The sequence below is a fragment of the Sunxiuqinia rutila genome (assembly GCF_050589705.1).
Lineage (GTDB): Bacteria > Bacteroidota > Bacteroidia > Bacteroidales > Prolixibacteraceae > Sunxiuqinia > Sunxiuqinia rutila.
The window spans coordinates 57,322-82,163 of the sequence record NZ_JBNGOT010000017.1 but is presented as its reverse complement, the minus strand read 5'-3'; the positions used below and the strand labels follow the sequence as shown (position 1 = coordinate 82,163).

At 44.2% G+C, this 24,842-nt stretch carries 19 protein-coding genes; 12 read left to right on the top strand and 7 right to left on the bottom strand.

Going from position 1 to position 24,842, the window contains the following annotated elements; all coding sequences use genetic code 11:
- Positions 1–2: 2 nt before the first annotated feature.
- Complete coding sequence (locus ACRD6K_RS17450) at positions 3–1,265, top strand: diaminopimelate decarboxylase family protein (protein WP_430974315.1); 1,263 nt, start codon at positions 3–5, stop codon at positions 1,263–1,265.
- Positions 1,266–1,348: 83 nt separating this feature from the next.
- Here ACRD6K_RS17450 and serS read toward each other — a convergent pair whose 3' ends face one another.
- The 3 genes from serS to rplU form a co-directional block, all read right to left on the bottom strand.
- Positions 1,349–2,623 carry a serine--tRNA ligase gene (gene serS / locus ACRD6K_RS17445; RefSeq protein WP_299583154.1) on the bottom strand — a complete coding sequence of 425 codons (1,275 nt, stop codon included), beginning with the start codon at positions 2,621–2,623 and terminating at the stop codon, positions 1,349–1,351.
- Between the two features lie 234 nt (positions 2,624–2,857).
- Positions 2,858–3,127: a 50S ribosomal protein L27 gene (rpmA, locus tag ACRD6K_RS17440; protein WP_299583157.1), complete on the bottom strand. Its 270-nt coding sequence runs from the start codon at positions 3,125–3,127 to the stop codon at positions 2,858–2,860.
- Between the two features lie 18 nt (positions 3,128–3,145).
- Positions 3,146–3,457 (bottom strand): 50S ribosomal protein L21, encoded by a 312-nt coding sequence (rplU, locus tag ACRD6K_RS17435; RefSeq protein WP_299583160.1) that lies wholly within the window; start codon positions 3,455–3,457, stop codon positions 3,146–3,148.
- A gap of 266 nt (positions 3,458–3,723) precedes the next feature.
- Between rplU and ACRD6K_RS17430 the strand changes: the two genes are divergently transcribed.
- From ACRD6K_RS17430 to ACRD6K_RS17410, 5 genes are all read left to right on the top strand, one after another.
- Positions 3,724–4,302, top strand: a complete 579-nt coding sequence (locus ACRD6K_RS17430) for a bifunctional nuclease family protein (protein ID WP_299583163.1) — start codon at positions 3,724–3,726, stop codon at positions 4,300–4,302.
- A 17-nt stretch (positions 4,303–4,319) separates the two neighbouring features.
- A complete protein-coding gene (locus ACRD6K_RS17425) occupies positions 4,320–5,777 on the top strand; it encodes a NupC/NupG family nucleoside CNT transporter (RefSeq protein WP_430974314.1) in 1,458 nt (485 codons plus the stop codon).
- A gap of 208 nt (positions 5,778–5,985) precedes the next feature.
- On the top strand, positions 5,986–6,981 hold the full coding sequence (locus tag ACRD6K_RS17420) for a substrate-binding domain-containing protein (RefSeq protein ID WP_299583169.1): 996 nt from the start codon (positions 5,986–5,988) through the stop codon (positions 6,979–6,981).
- Positions 6,982–7,146: 165 nt separating this feature from the next.
- Complete coding sequence (locus tag ACRD6K_RS17415; RefSeq protein WP_430974313.1) at positions 7,147–7,941, top strand: thymidylate synthase; 795 nt, start codon at positions 7,147–7,149, stop codon at positions 7,939–7,941.
- Between the two features lie 13 nt (positions 7,942–7,954).
- Positions 7,955–8,449, top strand: a complete 495-nt coding sequence (locus ACRD6K_RS17410; protein WP_430974312.1) for a dihydrofolate reductase — start codon at positions 7,955–7,957, stop codon at positions 8,447–8,449.
- Between the two features lie 50 nt (positions 8,450–8,499).
- Here the strand turns inward: ACRD6K_RS17410 and ACRD6K_RS17405 are convergent, their stop codons facing one another.
- Positions 8,500–9,165, bottom strand: a complete 666-nt coding sequence (locus tag ACRD6K_RS17405) for an inorganic pyrophosphatase (protein WP_299583178.1) — start codon at positions 9,163–9,165, stop codon at positions 8,500–8,502.
- Between the two features lie 406 nt (positions 9,166–9,571).
- On the opposite strand from ACRD6K_RS17405, the gene ACRD6K_RS17400 reads away from it, so the two are divergent.
- Positions 9,572–10,252, top strand: a complete 681-nt coding sequence (locus ACRD6K_RS17400; RefSeq protein WP_299583181.1) for a hypothetical protein — start codon at positions 9,572–9,574, stop codon at positions 10,250–10,252.
- Here ACRD6K_RS17400 and pbpC read toward each other — a convergent pair.
- From pbpC to ACRD6K_RS17385, 3 genes are all read right to left on the bottom strand, one after another.
- Entirely contained in the window at positions 10,249–12,549 is a 2,301-nt protein-coding gene (pbpC, locus tag ACRD6K_RS17395; protein WP_430974311.1) for a penicillin-binding protein 1C, read from the bottom strand. The genes ACRD6K_RS17400 and pbpC overlap by 4 nt on opposite strands.
- An 81-nt stretch (positions 12,550–12,630) precedes the next feature.
- On the bottom strand, positions 12,631–18,189 hold the full coding sequence (locus ACRD6K_RS17390; RefSeq protein WP_430974310.1) for an alpha-2-macroglobulin family protein: 5,559 nt from the start codon (positions 18,187–18,189) through the stop codon (positions 12,631–12,633).
- A gap of 143 nt (positions 18,190–18,332) precedes the next feature.
- Complete coding sequence (locus ACRD6K_RS17385; protein ID WP_430974309.1) at positions 18,333–19,871, bottom strand: YifB family Mg chelatase-like AAA ATPase; 1,539 nt, start codon at positions 19,869–19,871, stop codon at positions 18,333–18,335.
- A gap of 119 nt (positions 19,872–19,990) precedes the next feature.
- On the opposite strand from ACRD6K_RS17385, the gene ACRD6K_RS17380 reads away from it, so the two are divergent.
- The 5 genes from ACRD6K_RS17380 to ACRD6K_RS17360 all read left to right on the top strand — a co-directional run bounded on the left by ACRD6K_RS17380 (position 19,991) and on the right by ACRD6K_RS17360 (position 24,786).
- Positions 19,991–20,788 (top strand): ion transporter, encoded by a 798-nt coding sequence (locus ACRD6K_RS17380; protein WP_430974308.1) that lies wholly within the window; start codon positions 19,991–19,993, stop codon positions 20,786–20,788.
- A gap of 112 nt (positions 20,789–20,900) precedes the next feature.
- A complete protein-coding gene (locus tag ACRD6K_RS17375) occupies positions 20,901–21,197 on the top strand; it encodes a hypothetical protein (protein ID WP_299583199.1) in 297 nt (98 codons plus the stop codon).
- 9 nt (positions 21,198–21,206) lie between these two features.
- Positions 21,207–23,081, top strand: a complete 1,875-nt coding sequence (mutL, locus tag ACRD6K_RS17370) for a DNA mismatch repair endonuclease MutL (protein WP_430974307.1) — start codon at positions 21,207–21,209, stop codon at positions 23,079–23,081.
- Between the two features lie 82 nt (positions 23,082–23,163).
- Positions 23,164–23,904 (top strand): rhomboid family intramembrane serine protease, encoded by a 741-nt coding sequence (locus ACRD6K_RS17365; RefSeq protein WP_299583205.1) that lies wholly within the window; start codon positions 23,164–23,166, stop codon positions 23,902–23,904.
- A gap of 9 nt (positions 23,905–23,913) precedes the next feature.
- Positions 23,914–24,786, top strand: coding sequence for a rhomboid family intramembrane serine protease (locus tag ACRD6K_RS17360; RefSeq protein ID WP_430974306.1), 873 nt, complete (start codon positions 23,914–23,916; stop codon positions 24,784–24,786).
- Positions 24,787–24,842 lie beyond the last annotated feature (56 nt).

The window sequence follows — 24,842 nt, the reverse complement described above, 5'->3', positions numbered from 1 at the left end:
TTATGCTGGAGAAAAGATTACCGTTTGACAAAGCGCAATTAGAAAAGATTATTGAAAACCACCCAACTCCTTTTCATATCTACGATGAAAAAGGGATGTTAGAATATGCCCAAAAGTTCAACGAGGCTTTCTCTTGGAACGAAGGCTTCAAGGAATATTACGCCATCAAAGCAGCCCCAAACCCCTTCTTGATGAAGCTCCTTCACAAGCAAGGCTTTGGAATTGACTGCAGCTCAATGGCCGAGTTATTGCTGGCCGAGAAAATTGGCATGCGGGGTGAAGAAATCATGTTTACTTCCAATGACACACCCGCTGCTGAATTCCAGAAAGCGATGGAGCTGGGTGCTGTTATCAACCTGGATGACATCAAACACATTGATTACCTGGAGGAACACGCCGGATTGCCTGAACTGATCAGTTTCCGCTATAACCCGGGTGCCCTGAAAGGTGGTAACATTATTATTGGCAACCCCGAAGATTCAAAATACGGATTCACTCGTGAGCAACTTTTCGAAGGCTATAAAAAGCTTAAAGACAAAGGTGTTAAGCGATTTGGTATTCACACAATGGTCGCTTCCAACGAGCTGGATGCGGATTACTTCATTGAAACAGCTGAAATCATTTTTGATCTTATTGCCGACATCGCCAAAGAACTTGACATTCGCTTTGAGTTTGCTAACCTGGGTGGAGGAATTGGAATTCCTTACAAAAGCGAACACAAGCCTGTTAATTTAAATCGGGTAAGTGAAGGTATCAAAGAAGTGTATGATCGAGTGATTGCAGGCAACGGACTGGCTCCGCTAAAAGTCTATTTCGAATCAGGACGTGCCATTACCGGCCCATTCGGATTTTTGGTTTCCAAAGTTCTCCATATCAAAGAAACCTACAAGAAATATGCGGGATTGGATTCATGCATGGCGAACCTGATGCGTCCGGCCCTTTACGGCGCTTATCACCACATTACCGTCATGGGTAAGGAAACAGCTCCTCACACCAACCTGTATGATGTAACCGGATCGCTGTGCGAAAACAACGACAAATTTGCCATTAACCGCTTGCTTCCGGAAATTGCTCCGGACGACATCGTTGTTATTCACGACACCGGTGCTCATGGTCATTCCATGGGATTCAACTACAATGGAAAATTGCGTTCGGCCGAATTACTTCTTCGCGAAAATGGCGAAGTGGTTGAAATCAGACGAGCAGAAACTATGGACGACTTGTTTGCCACCCTGGATTTTGATGCAGCCAACACGTTTGAATAAAACGACAACAGAATAAAACATACGAAAAAAGGTCATTTCACGAGTGAAATGACCTTTTTCTATTTCGTTTAACAAGTTCGATACTAGTTAATCATATCAAAACCACAGTAAGGCACCAATACATCCGGAACCTTAATGCCATCAGCAGTTTGGTAATTTTCAAGCAAAGCAGCTACAATACGTGGCAGTGCCAAGGCACTTCCATTCAGTGTATGCGCCACTTGTGGTTTTTTCTGACCTTCTTCGCGGAAACGCAGTTTCAAACGATTGGCCTGAAAGGATTCGAAGTTAGAAACAGAGCTTACTTCCAACCACTTTTCCTGAGCTGCAGAGTAGACTTCAAAATCGTAAGTCAACGCTGAAGTAAAACTCATGTCGCCACCGCAAAGGCGTAAAATACGGTAAGGCAATCCCAGCTTTTTCACCAGACTTTCCACATGCGCCACCATTTCATCCAAAATAGCATAGCTCTGGTCCGGATGTGCCACTTGCACCACTTCAACTTTGTCAAACTGGTGCAAACGATTCAAACCCCGAACATCTTTTCCGTACGAACCTGCTTCGCGACGGAAGCAGGCACTGTAGGCCGTATTTTTAACCGGAAGTTGTTTGGCATCCAAAATAACATCGCGGTACAAATTGGTCACCGGCACTTCGGCTGTTGGAATCAAATACAGGTTATCTTCGGTAATGTGATACATCTGCCCTTCTTTGTCAGGCAACTGTCCGGTACCAAAACCACTGTCTTCATTGACCACCAGCGGAGGCTGTACTTCCAAATAACCAGCTTTCTGAGCTTCGTCTAAAAAGAAATTGATCAAAGCCCGTTGGAAACGCGATCCTTTTCCCTTATAAACGGGGAATCCGGCACCCGTTAATTTCACACCCAATTCAAAATCAATCAAGTCATATTTTTCAGCCAATTCCCAGTGAGGTAATTTATCGGCTCCTAAATTAGGCTGTTCTCCTCCGGTTTTTACAACCTCGTTATCTTCCGGAGTTTTTCCTGCAGGCACAATATCGGCTGGTAAGTTGGGGAGCTGCACCTGCAAAGCAAAAACCTGCTCATCAATTTGGGCAAAGTCATCATCCAGTTGCTTAATATTATCTTTCAGTTCCGAAGTGCGGGCTTTAGCCTGATTGGCTTCCTCCTGCTTTCCTTCGCGGAATAACTGCCCGATTTCCTTCGACAGCTTGTTCATTTCCGATTTGAACTGATCGGCTTTAACCTGAATTTCATTCTTGCTTTTATATAAATCACTAATCTGGCTTACAATCGCCGAAGCGTCAAAATTTTTCTTTTTAAGCTTTTCAACAACCAATTCCGGGTTTTCCTGGATAAAACGTAAATTGAGCATTTCTGAAGAGGTTTTTAATTTTGTCGGGCAAAGTTATAAAATAATGACTAGCTGTATACTTCTATGTTCAGCCTTTTTTAGAATCACGCATTGATTTCCCGACCGATCAATGCCTGGATAAAACGAAATCACCAATCACTTTCAAAACAGCAATCGGTTTGATACAGCTATAAAATAAAAAATCTCCTGCCTAATCAAGACAGGAGATTTTCCTAAACATATCGTTAAAATCGTCTAGTTTTCTGCTGCCACAACAGGTTCAACAGAGATATACGATTTGTTGTCTCTTTTCTTTCTGAAAACAACAGTTCCATCAATCAAGGCGAATAATGTATGATCTTTTCCCATACCGACATTATTCCCAGGATGATGAGAAGTTCCGCGCTGGCGAACAATAATGTTTCCAGCTTTGCAAACCTGACCGCCGTAAATTTTTACACCAAGTCGTTTACTTTCCGATTCGCGTCCGTTTTTCGAACTACCGACACCTTTCTTATGAGCCATGGTCTAATGTTTTTAGGGTTATCCAATAATTTCTTCAATCTGAATCTGAGTCAAATACTGACGGTGACCGTTTTTCTTTTTGTAACCTTTTCTTCTTTTCTTTTTGAAGACGATTACTTTGTCACCTTTCAAGTGCTCCACTACTTTTGCACTAACTTTAGCGCCATCAACTTTTGGAGTTCCAACTTTGACTTCACCATCGTTGTCAACCAAAAGAACGTTACTAAACTCAACACTTGCACCTTCTTCTTCCTGAAGACGGTGGACAAAAATCTTTTTGTCTTTTTCTACTTTGAATTGCTGTCCGGCAATTTCTACAATAGCGTACATGTTCTATACTTTTATAATTTCCTCCGGCAGGCGGGAACAATACCTCACTCCACTTTTTAGAGCCTACTCGAAAACTTCGGACTGCAAAAGTAGATATTTTTTATTGACAAGCAAAGATTCCGGCATCTTTTTTACTGAGTCTAATTGAATTACGTTTCGGATCAAGGATTCAGTTGATGAGCTGTTTAAGAAACAGTCGCAGAATTTAATAAAACACTAAAACTATTGTTATATTTGCTAGCAAACATTGCTGATGTTCGACGCTTATGCAGAAAAAAAAACTAAACATCCTTGGACTCTCAGTTAGTCAGACACAATCAGGCGCTTATGCCTTGGTTTTAGCAGAAGAAAACGGAGACCGACGCATCCCAATCATCATCGGACCAGTTGAAGCCCAAGCCATTGCCATCCAATTGGAAGGATTGAGACCTCCCCGTCCACTCACGCATGATTTGTTCAGAAACCTGGCCTTTGCCTTCGACATCAACGTGTCTGAAGTGGTTATTTATAAACTGGAAGAAGGTATTTTCTATTCGGAGCTAATTTGCACCATGGGCGAAGAAGAAATCCGAATTGACTCGCGCACCTCGGATGCCGTTGCCCTCGCCCTTCGCTTCAAATGCCCCATCTACACCAACGAAGATATTCTCAACAAAGCGGGCATTGTTATGGATACCGAAGAAGATAGCCCCCTTCATGCTGAAGAAGGTTCTTCAGGACCTAAAAGTGAATTTGAGAGTTACAATGAGAATGAGTTGAACGAAATGCTCAATGAGGCAGTCAACAACGAAGACTACGAACGGGCATCCAAAATCAGAGATGAACTGAAACGACGGGAAAAATAACAAACCGCTGAAAAAAAATGACTAGACTGCTAATCCTACTTCTGGCAACCTGTTGCTTGATGCTTAGTTTGCCACAACTGTCTTACTCGGCTGAACCAACAGGGAATGATCAGGTGACACTGGTTCAAACGCAGTCTCCATCCAACGCAAACGTACTGCTTTCGCATTCCGGCGAACGCAGCTTTAACTTCAACTCCATTCTTCGAGGCCTTATGGGCATGCTGGTTCTGGTAGGTCTTGGCGCGTTGCTTTCCAAAGACCGCAAAAACATTCCATGGAAAACAGTTGGCGTTGGCCTGATTTTTCAAATTGTGCTTGCCTTAAGCGTTCTTTACGTTCCTTTTATTCGAAGTGGATTTGATTTTTTCGGCAAAATCTTCGTAAAAGTACTCGACTTCACCAAAGTAGGCAGCGAATTTTTATTCGGAAATCTGGTTGACTTCAATCAGTTTGGGATGATCTTCGCCTTTCAGATCCTGCCAACCATCATTTTCTTTTCAGCCTTAACCAGTTTATTGTTCTACTGGGGAATCATTCAACGTGTGGTGTGGGCGCTAGCCTGGGTTTTCACTAAATTAATGAAACTATCGGGTGCTGAAGCACTCTCGGTTGCCGGCAATATTTTTCTGGGACAAACCGAATCTCCGCTGATGATTAAAGCTTACCTCTCGAAAATGAATAATTCAGAGATTATGCTCGTCATGACCGGTGGCATGGCCACCCTGGCCGGAGCTGTACTGGCAGCTTATATTGGTATGCTTGGCGGTAACGACCCCGTCCTTCGGCTTGAATTTGCCAAACACCTGCTCACCGCCTCTGTGATGGCCGCTCCCGGAGCCGTCATCTTTTCCAAAATTATGGTTCCCAACCCGGACAAAGTCAATAAGGACATTGAAGTTAGCAAGGACCGCATTGGCAGCAATATTTTGGATGCCATCACCAACGGAACCTCTGAGGGTCTGAAACTGGCCGTCAATGTTGGTGCTATGCTGTTGGCCTTTTTAGCCTTGATTGCCATGTTCAATTTCATTTTTGGTAAGGTAGGGCACTGGACCGGAATCAATGAGCTGATTATCCAGGGAACAGACGGCCGATTCACTGAGCTTTCACTGCAGTTTTTACTGGGCTACCTGTTTGCGCCTTTTATGTGGTTAATTGGCATCAACACCCAAGACATTATCCTGGTTGGTCGTCTGCTTGGCGAGAAACTGATCCTCACTGAATTTATTGGCTACATCAGCCTTTCCGAACTAAAAACAGCCGGCGCCTTTGTTGAGCAAAAATCAATTATCATGGCAACCTACATCCTGTGCGGATTTGCCAATTTTGCATCCATCGGCATTCAAATTGGCGGTATTGGAGCCTTGGCTCCAAGCAAACGCGTCACCTTATCCAGATACGGACTCCCTGCATTGATTGCAGGCACTCTGGCTTCACTGATGTCGGCCACCATTATCGGCATGATTTTAGGTTAACAGGAACGCTAAAAGGAGCTCTTTGCCGGCTGACATGGCTTATTCTGCCCTACTTATGCCCTTCGTAAGTTGAATTAAAAAACACTGCTACAGCCTTCTAGCCCAATTCCGGAAAATGTTACAATGCTCCCCATGTTTTTGAATAGCTAACAATCAAATGGTTATCAACGTATGATCAGTTATATAAATCATTCAAAAACTTTCCGTTATGAAACACATCAACGTAATTTTCGGATTTTTCTTGTTGATCTTTCTATTTTCCGGTTGCAATACCAAACCTGTTGTGGGTCTTTTAATGGACACCATAGAACGCGAAAGATGGGCAAAAGACAGAGACCTGTTTGTTGAAAAAGTGAATGAATTGGGCGGCTCTGTGATCGTAAAAATTGCCGACTCTGATCCTTCTGTTCAGTTTCAGCAAGCGCTTGATTTAATCAATGAAGGAATTGATGTTCTTGTTATTATTCCAGTCGATAAAACCGTAGCCGCAGGAATTGTAAAAACAGCCAAAAAAACACGTATTCCCGTATTGGCCTATGACCGCCTGATTTGGGATTGCGATCTGGATTTTTACATCTCCACCGACAATATTCAAATCGGCGAAAAGCAGGCTGAATTTCTGACAAAGTCCAAACCCGAAGGTAATTATGCCTTAATTGGCGGCCCAACAACCGACAACAACTCGGTTCAGCTGTACCTGGGTTGGATGAATGTACTCCAGCCTTTGATTGACAAAGGAGATATCAACATTATTTCCAACACCTTTGTCGATAAGTGGCAGCCCGAAGAAGGTTATAAAGTCGTCAAAGGCTTGCTGGACAAAGGAGAAACGATTGATGCCATCATTGCAGGCAACGACGCACTGGCCAGTGGAGCCATTCAGGCGCTGCATGAACGGGAAATGGACGGGCAGGTGTTGATTGCCGGACAAGATGCTGACATCAATGCCATTCGTAACATTGTTTTTGGGAACCAAACCATTACGGTTTATAAACCGCTGGAATCATTGGCCTTTAACGCAGCTATTGCAGCAGTAAAAATGGCCAAGGGAAAAGACCCAACTGACAACATGAGTTTCACAGTTAACAATGGGCACCGCTTGGTTCCAGCCATTCTTCTGGAAGGACAAATTGTGAACAAACAAAACGTACGAATGACCGTCATTTCTGAAGGTTTTGTAGCCGAACAGGAAGTATTTGAATGATACCAAACCGGTCATTTTGCGAAAGAGCGCGGGCGTTTTGCTTGCGCTCTTTTTATGGCTGCTATTCCTGCTGTTAATAAGTTTACTTTCCCCATTCAAGCAAAAAGCGTAACTTTCCCCACTCAAAAAAACAGACAGATTACAAACATTGTTGAAAGATAAATCATGAGGCAATATCTTGACTTACTAGATCATGTCACAAAGAATGGCACCCAAAAAGATGATAGAACCGGAACCGGAACCGTTAGTGTTTTTGGCTATCAAATGCGGTTCAATCTTGCAGAAGGCTTTCCGGTACTGACCACCAAAAAACTCCACCTAAAATCCATCATTCATGAGCTGTTGTGGTTTTTGGATGGAGACACCAACAACAACACCTTGAAAGAAAAAGGGGTTCGTATTTGGAATGAGTGGGCCAACGAGGATGGCGACTTAGGTCATATTTACGGTTACCAGTGGCGCTCATGGCCAACGCCTGATGGCAGACACATTGATCAGATTTCAGAAGTGGTCAACGCTATTAAAACCAATCCCGACTCGCGTCGCCTCATCGTAAGCGCCTGGAATGTGGGCGAACTGGATCAGATGAATCTGCCTCCCTGCCACTTGCTTTTCCAGTTTTATGTGGCTGATGGAAAATTGAGCTGTCAGTTGTATCAGCGCAGCTGTGACGTTTTTCTGGGCGTTCCTTTCAACATTGCCTCTTATGCCCTACTGACCATGATGATGGCCCAGGTTACCGGACTGGAACCCGGCGAATTTGTTTGGACCGGAGGAGACGTTCACATTTACAAGAATCACCTGGAACAAGTACAACTTCAGTTAACAAGGGAGCCTAAAAAACTGCCACAGATGAAAATCAATCCTGAAGTGACTTCTATTTTCGACTTCAAATACGAAGATTTTGAACTGGTTAACTACGATGCTCATCCTCATATTCCAGGAAAGGTCTCAGTATAAAACACACTAATTTATGATTCACAAAAATATTTCCATTATTGTAGCCATCGCCCAAAACTTTGCTATTGGCAAAAACAACGACCTGTTGTTTCATCTGCCAAACGATTTGAAACACTTCAAGGAAATCACCTCCGGGCATACCATTATTATGGGTAGAAACACCCTGCTTTCATTACCCAAATGGCCGTTACCCAACCGTCGCCATGTTATCATCAGCGATCAGCCTGACGACTGTTTTGAAGGTTGCGAAATGGTGGCCTCCATTGAAGAAGCCATTGAAAAAGTAAAAGATGAAAAGGAAGCTTTCATCATTGGCGGAGGAATGATATACAAGCAGTTTTATCCACTGGCCAATAAGCTTTACCTCACTGTGGTTCATCAGGATTTCGAAGCAGATGTTTACTTCCCTGAGATTGACTACAGCAATTGGGAACAGGAAAGCCGCGAAGATTTTCACGACGAAAAAAATGGGTTTGACTATTCCTACATCAACCTGGTAAGAAAGTAATCACGATACAACCAAAAAAGTCCGGCTCTAACCGGACTTTTTTTATATCACTAGTACATTAGTTTTCCTAAGTTATCGAAGCGCTTTTGATAATCGCTAATCGAATAACGAATCACTTCAAGGGCTTCGTCCACCCCATAGGTATGGGTAATCTCTGTGTCCTTGTTACGTCCGGGCATATCTTTATATGTCAAAAAGTAATGCTTTAACCGCTCAATAACAATCGATGGGAGATCAGTAATATCTTTATATGTGTCGTACACCACATCATTGCTTAATACAGCAATAATTTTGTCGTCGGCTTCATTGCCATCAATCATCCGAAAACCTCCAATCGGGCGCGCATGTACCAAAATATCTCCGTGGGTGATGTCCTTTTCTGTCAGCACACAAATATCAATCGGATCACCATCTCCTTTGATACCTTTCTTCCCGGTTTTTTGCATGCAAAATTCTCCCACCTCATCGCCACAAAAAGTTTGCGGAATAAATCCGTAAAGGGCAGGAACTACATTCGAGTATTTTTGCGGACGGTCCAATCGCAAGTATCCACTGTCTTTGTCTATTTCATACTTCACCGTATCCGTTGGCACAACTTCAATAAAAGCGGTGACCTTTTCCGGAGCATCTTTACCGATGTAAATACCATGCCATGGATGTGACTTATAACGCAGTCCCATCAATCGGCCGATAGGATCAGATAATTTGTCAACCATATTTAGTTTAATTTATTCGTTTAGAGTGTAAAACCTGATTAAAACAAAAATGTTCTAAAGAACCCGCAATTTAAGCAAAATAAAAAGGAGTGCCAGCTATCTCAGGCTAAACAAGCCTGTTTTCATTGAATTTAATCCTGATGCATGATTTCAGAAAAATCGAGCACAGAATTCAATACTAGAGACAACAATCTCTTTTCAGTTCTTTTTTCTTTTTCAGCCTGTCATAATAACTCCCAATATCAAACGGGATGAGCAGTTTTGCAAACCCAGTCCATGAAATTAATCCAACTTAAGACCTCCTCATCAGAATGTTGTTTTGAAAAACATAACAACTACTAATCAACAACATAAGTCTCCAGGGCAGATTTGGAATCGCAGCAAATATTAATTAGTTTCGCCCCCCATGAAATACGTTTTAACCCTTATTTTTAGTTTGATTTTAGCCCATTCACAGGCTTTGTTACCCCATCCCACCTCCGTGCTCACTACCGATTCAGCAACAGTCCGCCAAAACAAACAATCTGCAGAATCCTATCAAAACACAAAGCTGGACGCTTCCTACCAGGAGCAAGCACAAATAGCCATTAGTCATTATCCTGAATTAAAAGGAGTGAGCATCGAGTTTGTCCGAAAAAACATAAAAACAACGATGGCTTCCCGTCCAACATTCGATTTCATTTTTCGAAAAAAGAAAAACAGACGATACCGAATTTATATTGACACCCAAGTAAAAAACGGCCAAGGATTGCTCCTTAGTGATGTTCCGCATGACGCGCAGGTTGGGGTAATTGGGCACGAGCTTGCACACATTGTTGACTATGAAAATAAAACAACCATGGGTGTCGTGCTTACCGGAATTGGCTACCTCTTTCATCCCTTGCGCCGAAAGCTGGAACACAAAGTGGATGAGATAACCATTGCCCATGGACTTGGACACCAAGTCAAGGAGTTTTCAGAATATGTTTTACAAGATGATCGGGTGTCAGAGAAATACAAAAAATACAAACGAAAGATTTACTACAAACCCAAGCAGTTATCGACACTCATGTCTGGGTATTCAATTTATCAAGATAGCAAGCTTTAATCTTTGGCTGCAACCTGCAAGCGCAGTTGAAAAACATTTCCCTGATCATCAATCAAGGTCACGCGATGCACACCGGGCTGCGGATGAACCGGCATCTGATGAAGGCCCGAGGTTTGCCCCAAGTACTGCTCATCGAGATGCCAATATACAATGGACTCAGAAGAGGCATGTGCTGCCTCTAAAATAACTTGCCCGGGAGTTCCGTCCAACTGCACAGGCACAAACACCTGGTTATTCTCCCGCGGATAAATCATTTCCATCACCGCCTGAACCTCTTCCGAACAGCCCGACATAAATGGAGGTAACGACCGATAAAACGGATTGCGTTGTTTATAATACCATTCCATGGCCGGAGGCAAAACAAACCAGGATTGATGCTTCATCTCATCCACCGACAAGCACTTACTCGTTACCTGAAACTGCCCTGTTGGATCGAGATGAACCAAACGATGATAGGGACAGGCTGAAGTCGTTAAGCCCTTTTGCATAATCCAAACCGAATCCGTTTGCTCACAGTAGGGTCCAACGCGATGACCACTGGTCGCACAAACCGGAACTTGCTCCATCTCATCAACAGGTTGGGTGAACCATTTTCCAGCCGGCAATAAATTAAACACGTCAAACATCAGGGGAGCAGCAGCCGAAGTACCGGTCAAGCCCGGACGGCCTTCGCCATCGGCATTTCCACACCAAACAGCAACCACAAAATTTCGATCGAGCCCAACAGCCCAACCATCGCGAAAGCCAAAGCTGGTTCCGGTTTTCCATGCAACTTGCCGCGATGATGAAAACGACTCCCACCCCGATTCTTCATCCGGCCGATTGACCTGCACAAGCGCCTCCATTATTAACCACGACGCACCGGCAGAAATTGAATTCGTCAAGGCTTCCTCTTCTGAATAAACTACTGGCAAATAGCTTGGTTGCCGAAAGTCATCTTTAAAACTCAAGCCATCATTCTCCTCATAATGAATCAGTAATCGAGCCATCGAGGAATAAGCACCCGCCAAATCCCAAAGGTTAACTTCTGCTCCTCCCAAAATAAGAGACAACCCGTAATGATCGGCTGGACGATTCATGGTTGAAAAGTGTAAATTCTTTAGAAGCGAATAAAAGCGTTCAACACCATAGTCACGCAACATTCGAACAACCGGAATATTGAGAGACTTGGACAAAGCTTTGGATGCCGGAACAGCTCCCTCGTAGCTCAAATTAAAATTTTGAGGACTAAAGCCCCCAATCTGGGTTGGCACATCTGCCACCAAGGTATGGGGCAATATCCGCCCGTCATCCTGCATGGCTGCATAAAGAAACGGTTTTAAAATGCTTCCGGAACTCCGGGGAGCCCCAATAATATCCACCTGCTCTCCATGTTGTCCTTCAGCCATATCCGGGGAGTTACCAACATAGGCCAGCGCTTCTCCTGAGGCGGCATTCAACACCAACACAGCCGCATTGTGAATCTCATTGGCACGGAGTTTTACCAAATACTGCCGCACCAAATCGTTTACATGCTGCTGCAAGTCACCATCAATTGTGGTGATCATCCGCTCGCCATTGTGTTCAGTTAAAACACGATTCATCAAATGGGGAGCCACTTGAGGCAAAGCATAAACCTTCTCGGGCAAAGGTTCCAACTTGGCTAATTCCAATGTTGTTTCATCCAGTTCCCCGTTTTCGTAAAGCAAGTCAAGCAAGCGATTTCGCTTTTGTAGCAGCAAGTTGTTTTTCTTTCCCGGATAGATCAATGAAGGGGCATTGGGCAAGACGGCCAGCATTGCGGATTCCCCCCATGAAAGGTCTGCCGCATTTCGTCCGAAATAGCGCCAGGCAGCAGCATCAAGGCCAACCACATTTCCGCCAAATGGCGCATTGGATGCATACAGCCGAAGCAATTCCTCTTTGGAATAAGAGAGTTCTGCTCGTATGGCTAATGATAACTCAATCAGCTTTTGACTCACCGTTCGGGCTTTCCCTTTTCTTGACAGGCGAATCAACTGCATGGTTATCGTACTTCCTCCGCTAACCACTCGCCCATTGCGAATATTTTGGATCAGTGCCCGTCCCAGCGAAACCGGATTAAATCCGGGATGGTAGTAAAAATAACGATCTTCAAAGGTTAATAAACAGGTTGTATACTTCTCCGGTACCGCCTCAACCTCCGGGAAACGCCATTGGCCATCTTCGGCAATATGTGCGCCTAAAAGCTCCCCTGTACGACTTTCAATGACCGTGGACGTAGGATCAGAAAACAACGGTGACGGCAAGCTAAACCACCAAACAAGGAAAGCTGCCATAAAAATGACAGCTCCGACCCTAAATCTATTCTTTACCTTTTCCAATTTTTTCTTCCAGCTCCCAGTAATTCTGAATACTACCTACTTCACCACTTCCACCCAGCGGCCTGGCTGGCGCGCATTGATTCGATTATCATACATCGCCTCGCACTGAACAGATGGCAAATAGAACTTTCCTTCATACGACGCATTCAGAAGAATCCGGAAGGTCTTTTTCTCATTCGCTTTCAGATCAAAATAAGTCAACACCCGATCATCCCGAATATCCTGGTAATTTGAAACATCACTCTTTAACGGACTATCAATATCATTTAAACGATGATTGATAATCTCCCAACCGGATGGGAAAATCGTTGTCAAAGCCATTTCTTTATAAACACCACGCTGCCCAGGGTTTTGAACACGAATTACTGCGACGAAATCCGTCCCTTGCGTCAATTTTTCAGGATTTACCTTTTGGCCTTGCATATCAGTGTAAGCCACTTCCATAAACAGGTTATTCTGAGCCGATGTCGTATCTCCGGTCACCGGAATTCCTTCACTCATCACACGGGCATACATCACCTTGTCAGTCTTATTTTCAACTTCAACCGTTGCTGTTTGATTAGTTTTAAAGGCTACTTCGCCCTGCCAAACCGGAGCATTTGTTGAAATCGTTTTTGACGACGATCCATTTATTGAGACGCCTGCTTTTAGTGGATTATCGTCCAACTTACCTCCTGCAAACTCGGCTATTGCCAACAAGGAGTAAGCGGTTGTTTGTGTGCTCATCCAGGAATCAGCCGAAAGCTCTTCAGAAAGTTCGGTCACCAAAGGAAAAGCTTCTTTTTGCCTATTCAGCAATACCAAAGTTTCCAGGATCATCGCTTTATCTCGAACATCTGATCCAAAAGTATAGGAAAGTTCACGGAAGGGCTGAATACGCTTACTCAAGCTGGCAATCATTTTTTCAGCAACTTCAGGTTGCCCAGCCAAAGCATAGGCCGCTGCCAAACGCCACTGTGCAATTGCATCAAGGCCCTTCTCTTCGCGCAGGCGGTTCATGGCACCAAAATCAGGCGACTGCGCTAAAGCCAAGGTATATAAACGATAAGCCTGAACCAGTTCTGATCGCTCATAAGTCCGTTCAGAACGCTGCCAATTGCGCACGGCATTTTTCTGGTAGTTCAACCACTTTTCTTTCAGGCCAAATGGCAGGCTGTATCCGGCCTCTTCAGCTTTCAACATAAAATGCCCTGCATAATTTGTTCCCCACGACGACGAGTAACGACTTCCGGGCCAATAGGCAAAGCCACCCTCCGAAGTTAAAAAGCGAGGATATTTATTCAGCGCAGTCCGAATATTAACTTCAATCTCTTGCTTTTGCTCATCCGAAACTTCAGTAAGTTGATTAAGCAACAACTGCGGAAATACGCCCGAGGTAATTTGCTCAATACATCCATGTGGATAGCGAATCAGATAATTCAAACGACGACTTAAGTCAATCGGCGGGATTGTTGACAACTCCAGACGGGCCGAGTTGGTTCCTTCCATTCCCGGAGCTGTCACTGCCATTTCCCATTTTTCTCCAGGTTGAATGACGGTTTCTTCATTATTTACAATGCGAGGGTTGGATAGACGTACTTCAAGTTCAATTTCATAAGAAGCCTTGTGATTCCCACTTTGAGCTGTAATCTTCACTTTTCCGACACCCGATTTCTCAGCCACCTTCAGCTTAAATCCAGCAATCTGGTCACCCACCTCTGAAAATTTCACTTGCTGCGTTTTTCCATCCACGGGACTTAGCAACTCATTTGGTTCAATGCTCAGGGTAACATTTTTAACATCCGGCTTCATCGCAAAAACATTCACCGGAAGCATCACTTCCTCGCCCGGACCAAGTACACGTGGTAAGGTTGCCAGCAACATCAATGGTTTTAAAACTTTAACCGATTTATCTGCATTTCCATAAGCTCCCTGATTTCCGGCCACAACCATCACCCGAACAGCTCCCACATAGTTTGGCATGTTCAGTTTATGCTTATTGGTTTTTCCTTTATCCAGAGAAAAAGGCCCGATGAATGAAACCACCGGCTTAAAACGGTTCACCTTTTTCCGTTTCGAAGCTGTCAGGTTCTCATCACCACCAACGGCAAAGGCCCGCTCCAGGCGTGCACCGTATGCTCCAATCACATCATCATAAAAATCCCAGGTTCTCACCCCCAGAGCTTCGCGAGCGTAAAACGACGGCCACGGGTCAGGCGTACCAAAACGAGTCAGATCCAACAAGCCTTCATCAACAACAGCCAAGGTATAGGTCATTTTCCGTCCATCTTTCTCCGACACTTTCACCTCATATTCTTCTTCTGGCTCCAGTTCATCCTTCATCTTAATCTGAGGTGTGAGATGCGTTTCCGGATCTTCAACCAACACTGGAATTACGCCATACAAGCGAATTGGTGCATCGTTTTCGGTTTGCGCATGCGGTTGTATTAAAGAAACATGCACAAACACATTGGGTGCCATTTCTGCTTTTGCCTCGAAGCTAAAGACCGTATTTTTCTCCTTCGTTTCCACCCAAAACAAATCCAGCACATCCGAACCGTTTTCAATGCTGACCAAGGCTTTTCCTTGTTTCCCGGAAGGAATGGTAACCGTAACCTTGTCACCAACCTGGTAATTATCTTTATCGGTTTTAAACGACAGCATCGTAGCTGCGCCCTGCATGCCATCAGCCGCCCAATACCCCCATTTCGAGAAATAGGCAGTTAAACCAGTACTGTGCCCACTTTCCGGGTCTTTCACATGAATCAGGTACCGGCCATTATCTTCCCAGTCCGTGTATTTTATTTGCAATGGCAAACTGGCCAGTCCGTTCTTCGTAGCCACTTTAGCCCGCATGACTGGCTTATTGTAGGAGTTGTTTACATACCTGGCCAGGTTGTCCTCGCCTGAGTCCCACCACCAATGCCAATCGACCTTATAAACCGTTACTTCCAGTCCTTTTCGGTCAATCTTATTTCCTTTTCCATCCACTGTTACCAAATCCAATGGATAGCTTGTATCTGTTTTATACCAATTTGATTCGGATGCCGGCAGTTTCACCCCAACAAAAGAAGCGTACGGCGCATAGGGTATCGTTTGCACATCAATGCTGAAGTCTCCGGTTTCTTCATAAACCCGCGTTGAAAAATGGGCATTCAGCATTCCCGGAGCCGAGCTTATTTTGGGTAGTTTGAAGTTGACATCTGCATTCCCTTTCTCATCCACCTTGCCATTAAACACCTCCTGTTCTTCCGCATAGAAGTCTTTGGCCGGGTCGTCAAATACATAGTTAAACAAGTCTTTGAATGCAGTCTTTGACTTGGAAAAGCTTAATGAAACCTGGGCTTTCAGATTCTTCGCTATACCTCCGTGCAACCAAGCTGTTTTTAGTTGTCCTTCGGCATTCCCCTGATCAATTGACAATGGGTCAGTATCAAACTTCAAGTCAATTTTTAATCGATTGGGTTTTACCGTTTCCACTTTAATTCGCTTACTGAAAGACTGTCCCCCAACTTTCAACATGGCTGTCCAGTTTCCTGTTGGAGCTTCGGCATCGGTTTCGCTTGTAAAACAATAAAAACCATTCATCCCCTGGCTTTGAACCTGGCGGCTCACTACTTGTCCTTTGGGATTAATCAACTCAAAGATGACCGGGTGATCATCCGGTAAGTTGTTTTGTTTATCCTCTAAAAGGAAGGTCAGAAAAATCTTGTCTCCCGGCCGCCACACACCACGTTCGCCATAGACATACCCTTTAATTCCTTTTTGAACAACACTCCCGCTTACATCAAAATTACTGAGCGACAAGGAAGAGCCATCATCCAAACGTAGGTAAGCAAACTGGCCATTCTTTTCGGCCACCAGCAAAAAGGGTTTATGCTTCAACTCAACCATCGCCATCCCATCAGCCGTTGTTGAAACAGTTTCCATCAATTGCTTTTGAAAGCTATAAACCTTGAGCGTCACACCAGCCTCTGGCTCCGCTGTCACCAAATTGGTCACCACAAAACGCATGCGCTGATTTGTTCCTCCTTTAGCAATTACGGCTAAATTGGTTGCAAACAAATTGCGCGCAACAAAGCGGTCCGAATTATAATACGAAATATGATCCGGGTTTTCGCGCTCACGCCACTGAAAACCGTCAGGGTAATAATAGTCGGAATACCATCCCGGACGATCCCATTCGTCCATTTCATTCTTCAACTCCTGATCAGCCATTAGTTTCTCCGCCGACGAAACCATCTTTTTATCCGGCAATTGTTCTTGTCCGTACAGCGAATAATCTTTATTAAATCGTAACTGCACACGATAAATGGCACCTGGCTTCACTTGAATCAGTTTTGTCAGGTCAACCCGGTAGGTATTCCATCGCTTTAACTCAGCAAAAGAAGCCACATCCAAATCAATTTTATCCTGATAAACCAAGCGTCCAACCTGTTTAACATCCGAACTCTGGTCGTAGTTATTACTCTGAAAAAATTGGTGAATATTATTGGTAAAAATCTTGATAATCCGCAAATCAACCGATCGCAGGTTAACTGCTTCAAAAGGGAAAACCAATTCTCCGGAAGAAGGGACAATCGCTCCTTTTCCCACAAGGCGAACGGCAGGTTTTAGATCCTCGAAGCGCACCTGCAAAGTCGTAGATTCTTTCAGTTTGAAGCTAAGTGCATTTCGTATTCCGCTGGAAATATACACCTCATGATCTCCTGCCAGTCGCGATGGCAAATACACCTTTAGCTCATTGTTATCCAATTGATAGCGCAAATTATCAAGTTGATCGATCGTTACCAGTCCAGTCAGGTTTTGTCCCGGCAACAAAGGATCGGAAAAGCGCACCAACAAGTACTGTTCAGGTTGTTGAACAACACGCACATCAACCACTTTAAAAACATCCAACGCTGGCAATTCGACTTCTTCACTCCCCTGTTTCTCATCGCCAATCGCTTTACCATCCCATTCCACCTGAATCTTCTGGGTCTCCTCCGTTCGTTTCAAGCTATCTACCCGAAAAGTATGCTCTTTTCCATTGGCATTGTGAGTCCAATTTAAGCTTAGTTGACGATTGTCTTTACTCACCTTCACAAGCGATTCCACTTGCTTGTCCTCGGCACAGTCAGCCGTATATACAACTCCCGACAAATACTGCATTTCCAGCGATTGACTGTCATACGCCTTTACAGCCAAATTATTCAGGTTGAAAGACTGCTTGATGGTCTTCACCACAAACTTCATGGTTTTGTATTCAGTAGGCACCCCCAGCACTTTAGCCAAAGCCACATGCACCTCATAATCGGTGTCCGACTTCATTTTTTCCCCAGGTATAAAAGCCAGGGTATTTCCATCAACCCACTGCACCTTTCCTTTCACTTTAGGCGAAAGGCTGATCAGCTCAGCAGCTGCTTCCTCGCCCGGCTGTCCCGGATGCAAGGGATCTTGGCTAAATTCAACCAAGATTGGTGATTTGCACGAAATTACACCACTGGTGTAACTGCTTACAAACTGCGTAAAACCACTGTCGACAGCAGCACTTGGCTTTGACTTTTGATCGCCACAAGCCGCAACGACAAAACTTAAAACGAAAAAAATAAAAGGAAGGCGAGTATAACTCTTCATCGTAAATAATTTGGTTAGCTTGATTTTTAAAAAAGCAATGACTAAAATAAGAGTATTAACTATAATGAACAGCAATTGTTGTCAGGATTGCTTCAAATTAGTCAAAAGTTACTTTATTTTAATTTTCGAAAAACTGGAGCCTGTTAGCTTCCCCAATTCTCCCGATCCAAACTCCGGTATTGAATGGCTTCTGAAATATGGTGGGCATCAACGGGTTTTGAATCATCCAGATCGGCAATGGTGCGCGCCACACGCAGAATACGATCATAAGCACGGGCAGAAAGCCCCAACTTCTCCATCGCATTTTTCAGCAACGAATTGCTAGCTTCATCCAGCTCCACATAGTCGCGAATTTGCCGGGATGACATTTGAGCATTACAAAATACACCCTCCACTTCCCGATAGCGCACAGATTGAATTTCACGGGCATGAATCACCCGCTCCCGAATTGTTTCACTACTTTCGGTCTCATCCAATTCGGATAATTTTTTGAACGGAACGGGCACCACTTCTAAATGAATGTCAATCCGATCCAACAATGGACCAGATATTTTATTGAGGTATTTCGGCACCATGCCCGGAGCACAAACGCACTCCTTGGTCGGATGATTGTAATACCCACAAGGACACGGATTCATGGAGGCCACCAACATCAAACTGGCTGGATAGTCTACTGAAAACTTTGCCCGGGAAATAGTTATTCGCCGATCTTCAAGCGGCTGTCGCATCACCTCCAAAACAGTCCGTTTAAACTCCGGCAACTCATCTAAAAACAACACGCCATTGTGTGCCAAACTGATTTCGCCAGGCTGTGGATAGGTTCCACCCCCTACCAACGCTACATCAGATATGGTGTGGTGCGGACTACGAAATGGACGCTCGGTCATCAGCGAAGTATCCCGGTCAATCTTTCCCACAACCGAATGAATTTTGGTGGTTTCCAAAGCCTCATGCAAGGTAAAAGGAGGCAAGATTGTTGGAATCCGCTTGGCTAACATTGTTTTCCCCGCACCTGGAGGTCCAATCATGATCACATTGTGTCCGCCCGCCGCAGATATTTCCAAGGCACGTTTTACATTCTCCTGGCCTTTCACATCCGAAAAATTCAAATCGGTATCATTAAGTTTCTGATAAAATTCTTCACGCGTATTGACAACTGTTTCTTCCAGTTCTCCTTCATTGTTGAAAAAATCGACAACCTGCATCAAGTTCTCCACACCATAAACCTTCAGCTGATCTACCACAGCAGCCTCTCGGGCATTTTCTTTGGGAAGAATAAACCCTTCAAAACCTTCTTCGCGTGCCTTAATCGCAATGGGCAAAGCTCCTTTTATGGGCTGAAGCGTTCCATCCAACGACAACTCTCCCATCAACAGGTAACGCTCAAGCTTTTCCGAGACCAACTGCTCTGAAGCCGCCAGAACGGCAATAGCCAACGGAAGATCGTAAGCTGACCCTTCCTTTCGAATGTCAGCCGGTGCCATATTGATCACGATTTTTTTGCGCGGCCATTTAAAGTTATTCAACCGTAAAGCCGATTCAATACGCTGCTGACTTTCTTTAACGGCGCTATCGGGCAGTCCTACCAGAAAAAACTTAATTCCCTGTGATACATCGGTTTCAATGGTGATGGTCGTCGCATCTATTCCATGAACCGCGGCAGCAAAAGTTTTGATCATCATAGAAGTGGATTTAGGAAATATCGATACAAAACATAAATTTACAAGGACTAAGTGTGAATTGCAAGTTTTATTCCTAGCCGGCATTTTCCTATCTTTAAACGCTATTCAAGCTCAAAAACATGACGTTAAAACAAAAAGTATACGAGGTAATTTTTGAAGCCGACACCCCAAAAGGAAAACTCTTTGATGTCGTTTTATTGGTGGTTATCCTTTTAAGCATCGCACTGGTCATGCTTGAGAGTGTTCCTTCCATCAATGCCGATCACCGGGAAGCTTTGCGGCTCATGGAATGGATCATTACGATCCTTTTTTCAGCCGAATACCTGCTTCGTATCCTGGTCGTTCAGCGTCCCTCAAAATACATCTTCAGCTTTTATGGCATCATCGATTTTCTGGCCGTTCTCCCGTCTTACCTCACCTTGTTCTTTGTCGGAAGCCAAAGTTTAGTCGTCATCCGGGCCATTCGGCTTATTCGGGTTTTTCGGATTCTGAAGCTTAACCGCTACACCGCCGCTGGGAACAACCTAAGGCGAGCCCTCGCCCAAAGCCGCGAAAAAATATTTGTATTCCTGTTTTTCGTGCTCAACATCATTGTGATTGTTGGCACCCTAATGTACCTGATTGAAGGACCAGAAAATGGTTTTACCAGCATTCCTACGAGTATTTACTGGACCATTGTAACCATGACCACTGTAGGTTATGGCGACATCTCACCGCAAACTCCTACCGGACAAATGTTGGCCAGCGCCTTAATGATCGCGGGTTATGCCATTATTGCAGTTCCTACCGGAATTGTCACAGCCGAGATGATACGCTCCTCATCAAAATCAAACACCCAAGTCTGTTCGCACTGCTTGCACGATCAACATGAGAACGATGCTATTTTCTGCAAAAAGTGCGGAAAACAACTCAATTAGGGCATTTTTAGCTCCACTCCGTAAGTCAGGAGTTTTCTTACTTTTTACCATTGCCCCTTCATGATCTGGCTTGATTTTTGTATTTTTGCAAGTCAATCAATAATTTAAAATCATGATCGGAAGTTTTTTTCATTTACCCAAGCATCGCCGTTTCAGCATGCCCTTTCGGTATTACAACCCGGAGAAAGAAGAGATGCAAGACCGTGAAGACCGAATAAAGAAAGAACTGGGGATTCATGAAAAAAAAGAAACAGGCGAAAATTATCGACCCAACATTAAAGGGCAGTTTCGCCGATCAATGAATCATTCGTCGAAATCGGCCTCCGATTCCAGGCGCCGTTCCAATACCCGATTGCTTTTGTTGATTGTTATTATTTCAATTGCCGCATACCTTTTATTTAAATTTTAAAAATCGTCCGTGCCAGATATAATTCAATTACTTCCTAATTCCGTTGCCAACCAAATTGCTGCAGGAGAAGTTATTCAACGCCCTGCCTCCGTTGTTAAAGAATTGGTGGAAAATGCCATCGATGCCGGGGCCTCGCATATTAAAATTAACCTGAAAGACGCCGGCCGTACGCTCATCCAAATCAGCGATAACGGTTGTGGCATGTCGGATACCGATGCGCGCATGGCTTTTGAACGCCACGCCACCTCAAAAATAAAAGCAGCCAACGACTTATTCGCCATCCGAACCATGGGTTTTCGTGGTGAAGCACTGGCTTCTATCGCTGCCATTGCCGATGTGGAACTGTATACAAAACAGCACGATCAGGAGATCGGCACGTTCATCCACATCAATGGTTCAAATGTATTGAAACAAGAACCAACCAGCTGTGCCAGCGGAACCAACTTCATGGTTAAGAACCTGTTTTTCAATGTGCCCGCCCGTCGCAAATTTCTAAAATCGAATGCTGCTGAGCTCAAACACATTATTCATGAAATTCAGCGCGTAGCTCTGGCGAACCCAGACATCGCCTTTTCCATGATCAACAACAAGCAACCGGTTTATGAACTGGGACAGGACAATATTCGCAAACGTATTGTCGCCCTGTTCGGAAAGCACAGTATTCAAAAGCTTATTCCGGTAAATACCGACACAACCCTGGTGAAAATAACCGGGTATATTGGTCAACCCAAACATGCCCGCAAAACTTTTGGAGAGCAGTTTTTCTTTGTCAACAAGCGATTTATGCGTCATTCGTTTTTTCACAAAGCGGTGGTGCAAGCCTATGAGAAAATTCTGCCGCCCGACAGTATTCCTTCCTATTTCTTATTTTTTGAGGTGGATCCTGAAAATATCGACATCAATATTCACCCCACCAAAACAGAAATCAAGTTTGAAGATGAATCAGCTATCTGGCAAATGATTAAGGCTACCGTACGCGAATCATTGGGAAAACACAATGTTATTCCTTCCATTGATTTTGATCAGGCAGGCAGCTTTGACATTCCGGTTGCGCCCAAAAGTTCTGACGATATCCGCCCACCGGAAATTGAGATTGATCCGACCTATAACCCCTTTGAAAAAGAAGTGGTTTTTACCGGAACCAATCCATTTAACCAAACACCAAAAAAAACACCAAAAGCGCAATACTGGGAAAAGTTATACCAGGATTTCACGCAAAAGGAACACGAGGAGGACGAATTTCCCGAAGAAGAGGAAGAACTGCAGTCTCAGGAATTGGAGCCGGCTACACATCATGAAATTCAGCATGAAGAAACATACTCGGGGAAAACATTCTTCCAGTTTAAAGGCAAATACATTTTAACTCCTGTCAAATCGGGTTTGATGGTGATTGACCAGAAACGGGCTCATGAGCGAATTCTCTTTGAGAATTTCATGAGTGTTATTGACAGCAATGAAATTGTTAGTCAGAAGCAACTGTTTCCGCATACCTTCGACCTTAATGCGGCTGATGCCCAGTTGCTGAATTCCGTACTAAACGATCTTAGAGCCCTTGGTTTTGACATCAGCAATTTTGGCAACAACAGCTTTATCATTCACGGCACACCGGGCATGCTTGACAATTCATCGCCCCAGTCCGTCGTTGAAAGCTTGCTGGAAGACATCAAAAGTTCGGCGGACAATTTGCAGGAAAAAGCGCGCGAAAAAATTGCCGCCTCACTGGCCAAAGCTTCGGCTATTTCCTATGGCTATGTGATGAAAGAAGAAGAGGTGAACCAGTTGATTGACCAGCTTTTTGCCTGTTCAACACCAAACTTTTCGCCCACGGGAAAACAAGTGTTAACAATCATGCCGATTGAACATTTTGAAAAACTTTTGAAGTGACAAATTGTCTATAGAATTGTTTACTTTGTATTGAAAACCATTTTTGGCGTGGCTCTTGTGGCCCGCAACTAAATTTTCAGCTATGCAGAATTTCAGACCCTCTTTTGGCTCGATACCTCCGGTTGTTAAAAACCTGATCATTATTAATGTGCTGATGCTTTTTGCAACCTTTGTTCTAAGCATGCAAAACATTGATTTAACGCGGATTCTCGGGCTACATTATATTGCTTCACCCAAATTTGAGCCGTACCAAATTGTCACCCACATGTTCATGCATGGTGGCTTCACCCACCTCTTGTTCAACATGTTTGCCCTATGGATGTTTGGCCGTGTGCTGGAAAGCGTTTGGGGGCCCAAGCGATTTTTTATCTATTATTTTGCAACTGGATTAGGAGCTGCCGTTTTGCACACGTTTGTCAACTTTATTGAATACCAGTCGGTGATTTCAAAAATGTCGCCAGAACATATTGATTTGGTCATGCAAAACGGAGCCGACATCTGGATGCAGGGGAAAAACTACACCGACCCGCTGATGGGCAAACTCAACTTATTGCTCAATGTTCCTACGGTTGGAGCTTCAGGAGCCGTGTTTGGCGTGTTGCTTGGATTCGGAATGTTGTTCCCCAACACGCAACTGATGCTACTTTTCCCACCAATTCCAATCAAAGCCAAATACTTTGTTATTGGTTATGGCGTTCTTGAATTGTACTTGGGGCTGGCTCGTCCGGGAAGTAACGTAGCTCACTTTGCACACCTTGGAGGGATGCTTTTTGGCTACCTGCTTATTCGCTACTGGAACAAGAACAGTCGAAATTTCTATTAAAAAAGCCTTATGAGTATTATTGACGAAATAAAGGAATCTTTCAAAAAGGGCTCAGTCCTCACCCGGTTGATCTACGTAAACCTTGGCGTTTTCCTTTTTATTCGCATCATTAATGTGTTTTTCTTCTTGCTTGACCAGGATTTCTCGGTACTGAACTGGCTAGCCCTACCGGCTGACATTCATCAGCTGGCCTACAAGCCTTGGACACTGGCCACTTACATGTTTTTACATTTCGACTTTCTCCACATCTTATTTAATATTCTGTGGCTGTATTGGCTTGGTAAAATATTTCTGTTCTACTTTAACGAAAAGCAATTGCTGGGCATTTACCTGCTGGGAGGGCTAGCCGGTGGAATCTTTTTTCTGGCTGCCTATAATTTCTTTCCTGCCTTTACCGAAGTGGTTGTTTTTTCCCGTTTGCTGGGAGCCTCAGCCTCGGTTATCGCCATTGTAATTGCAGTGGCCATGTGGGCGCCCAATCACACCATCAACCTGCTATTCATCGGGCCTGTGCGCATGAAATACATTGCGTTGGTCTCGCTGGCCATGTATGTTATTGGCATTGCTTCATCCAACTCAGGCGGCAACCTGGCCCACTTGGGCGGTGCATTTATGGGGATGATTTTCGTGCTTCAATACCGCAAAAACAAAGACCTAACCAAGTGGGTTTCAAATTTGCTGGACAAAGGACAAAAGCTTCTCAAGCCACGTCCAAAAATCAAAGTCACTTACAAAAAATCAGCAACTGACGATGTGGAATACAACCGGCAGCGCAACCTGAAGCAGGAAGAAATTAACCGGGTTCTGGAAAAGATAAGCAAATCCGGCTACGACTCATTGACCAAAGAAGAAAAGGAACTGCTCTTTAAGATGGGTAAATAAATCCAACGTTTACCTGTAACAAGGCATCCTGCATAAGCTCTTTTTAAAGTCCAATC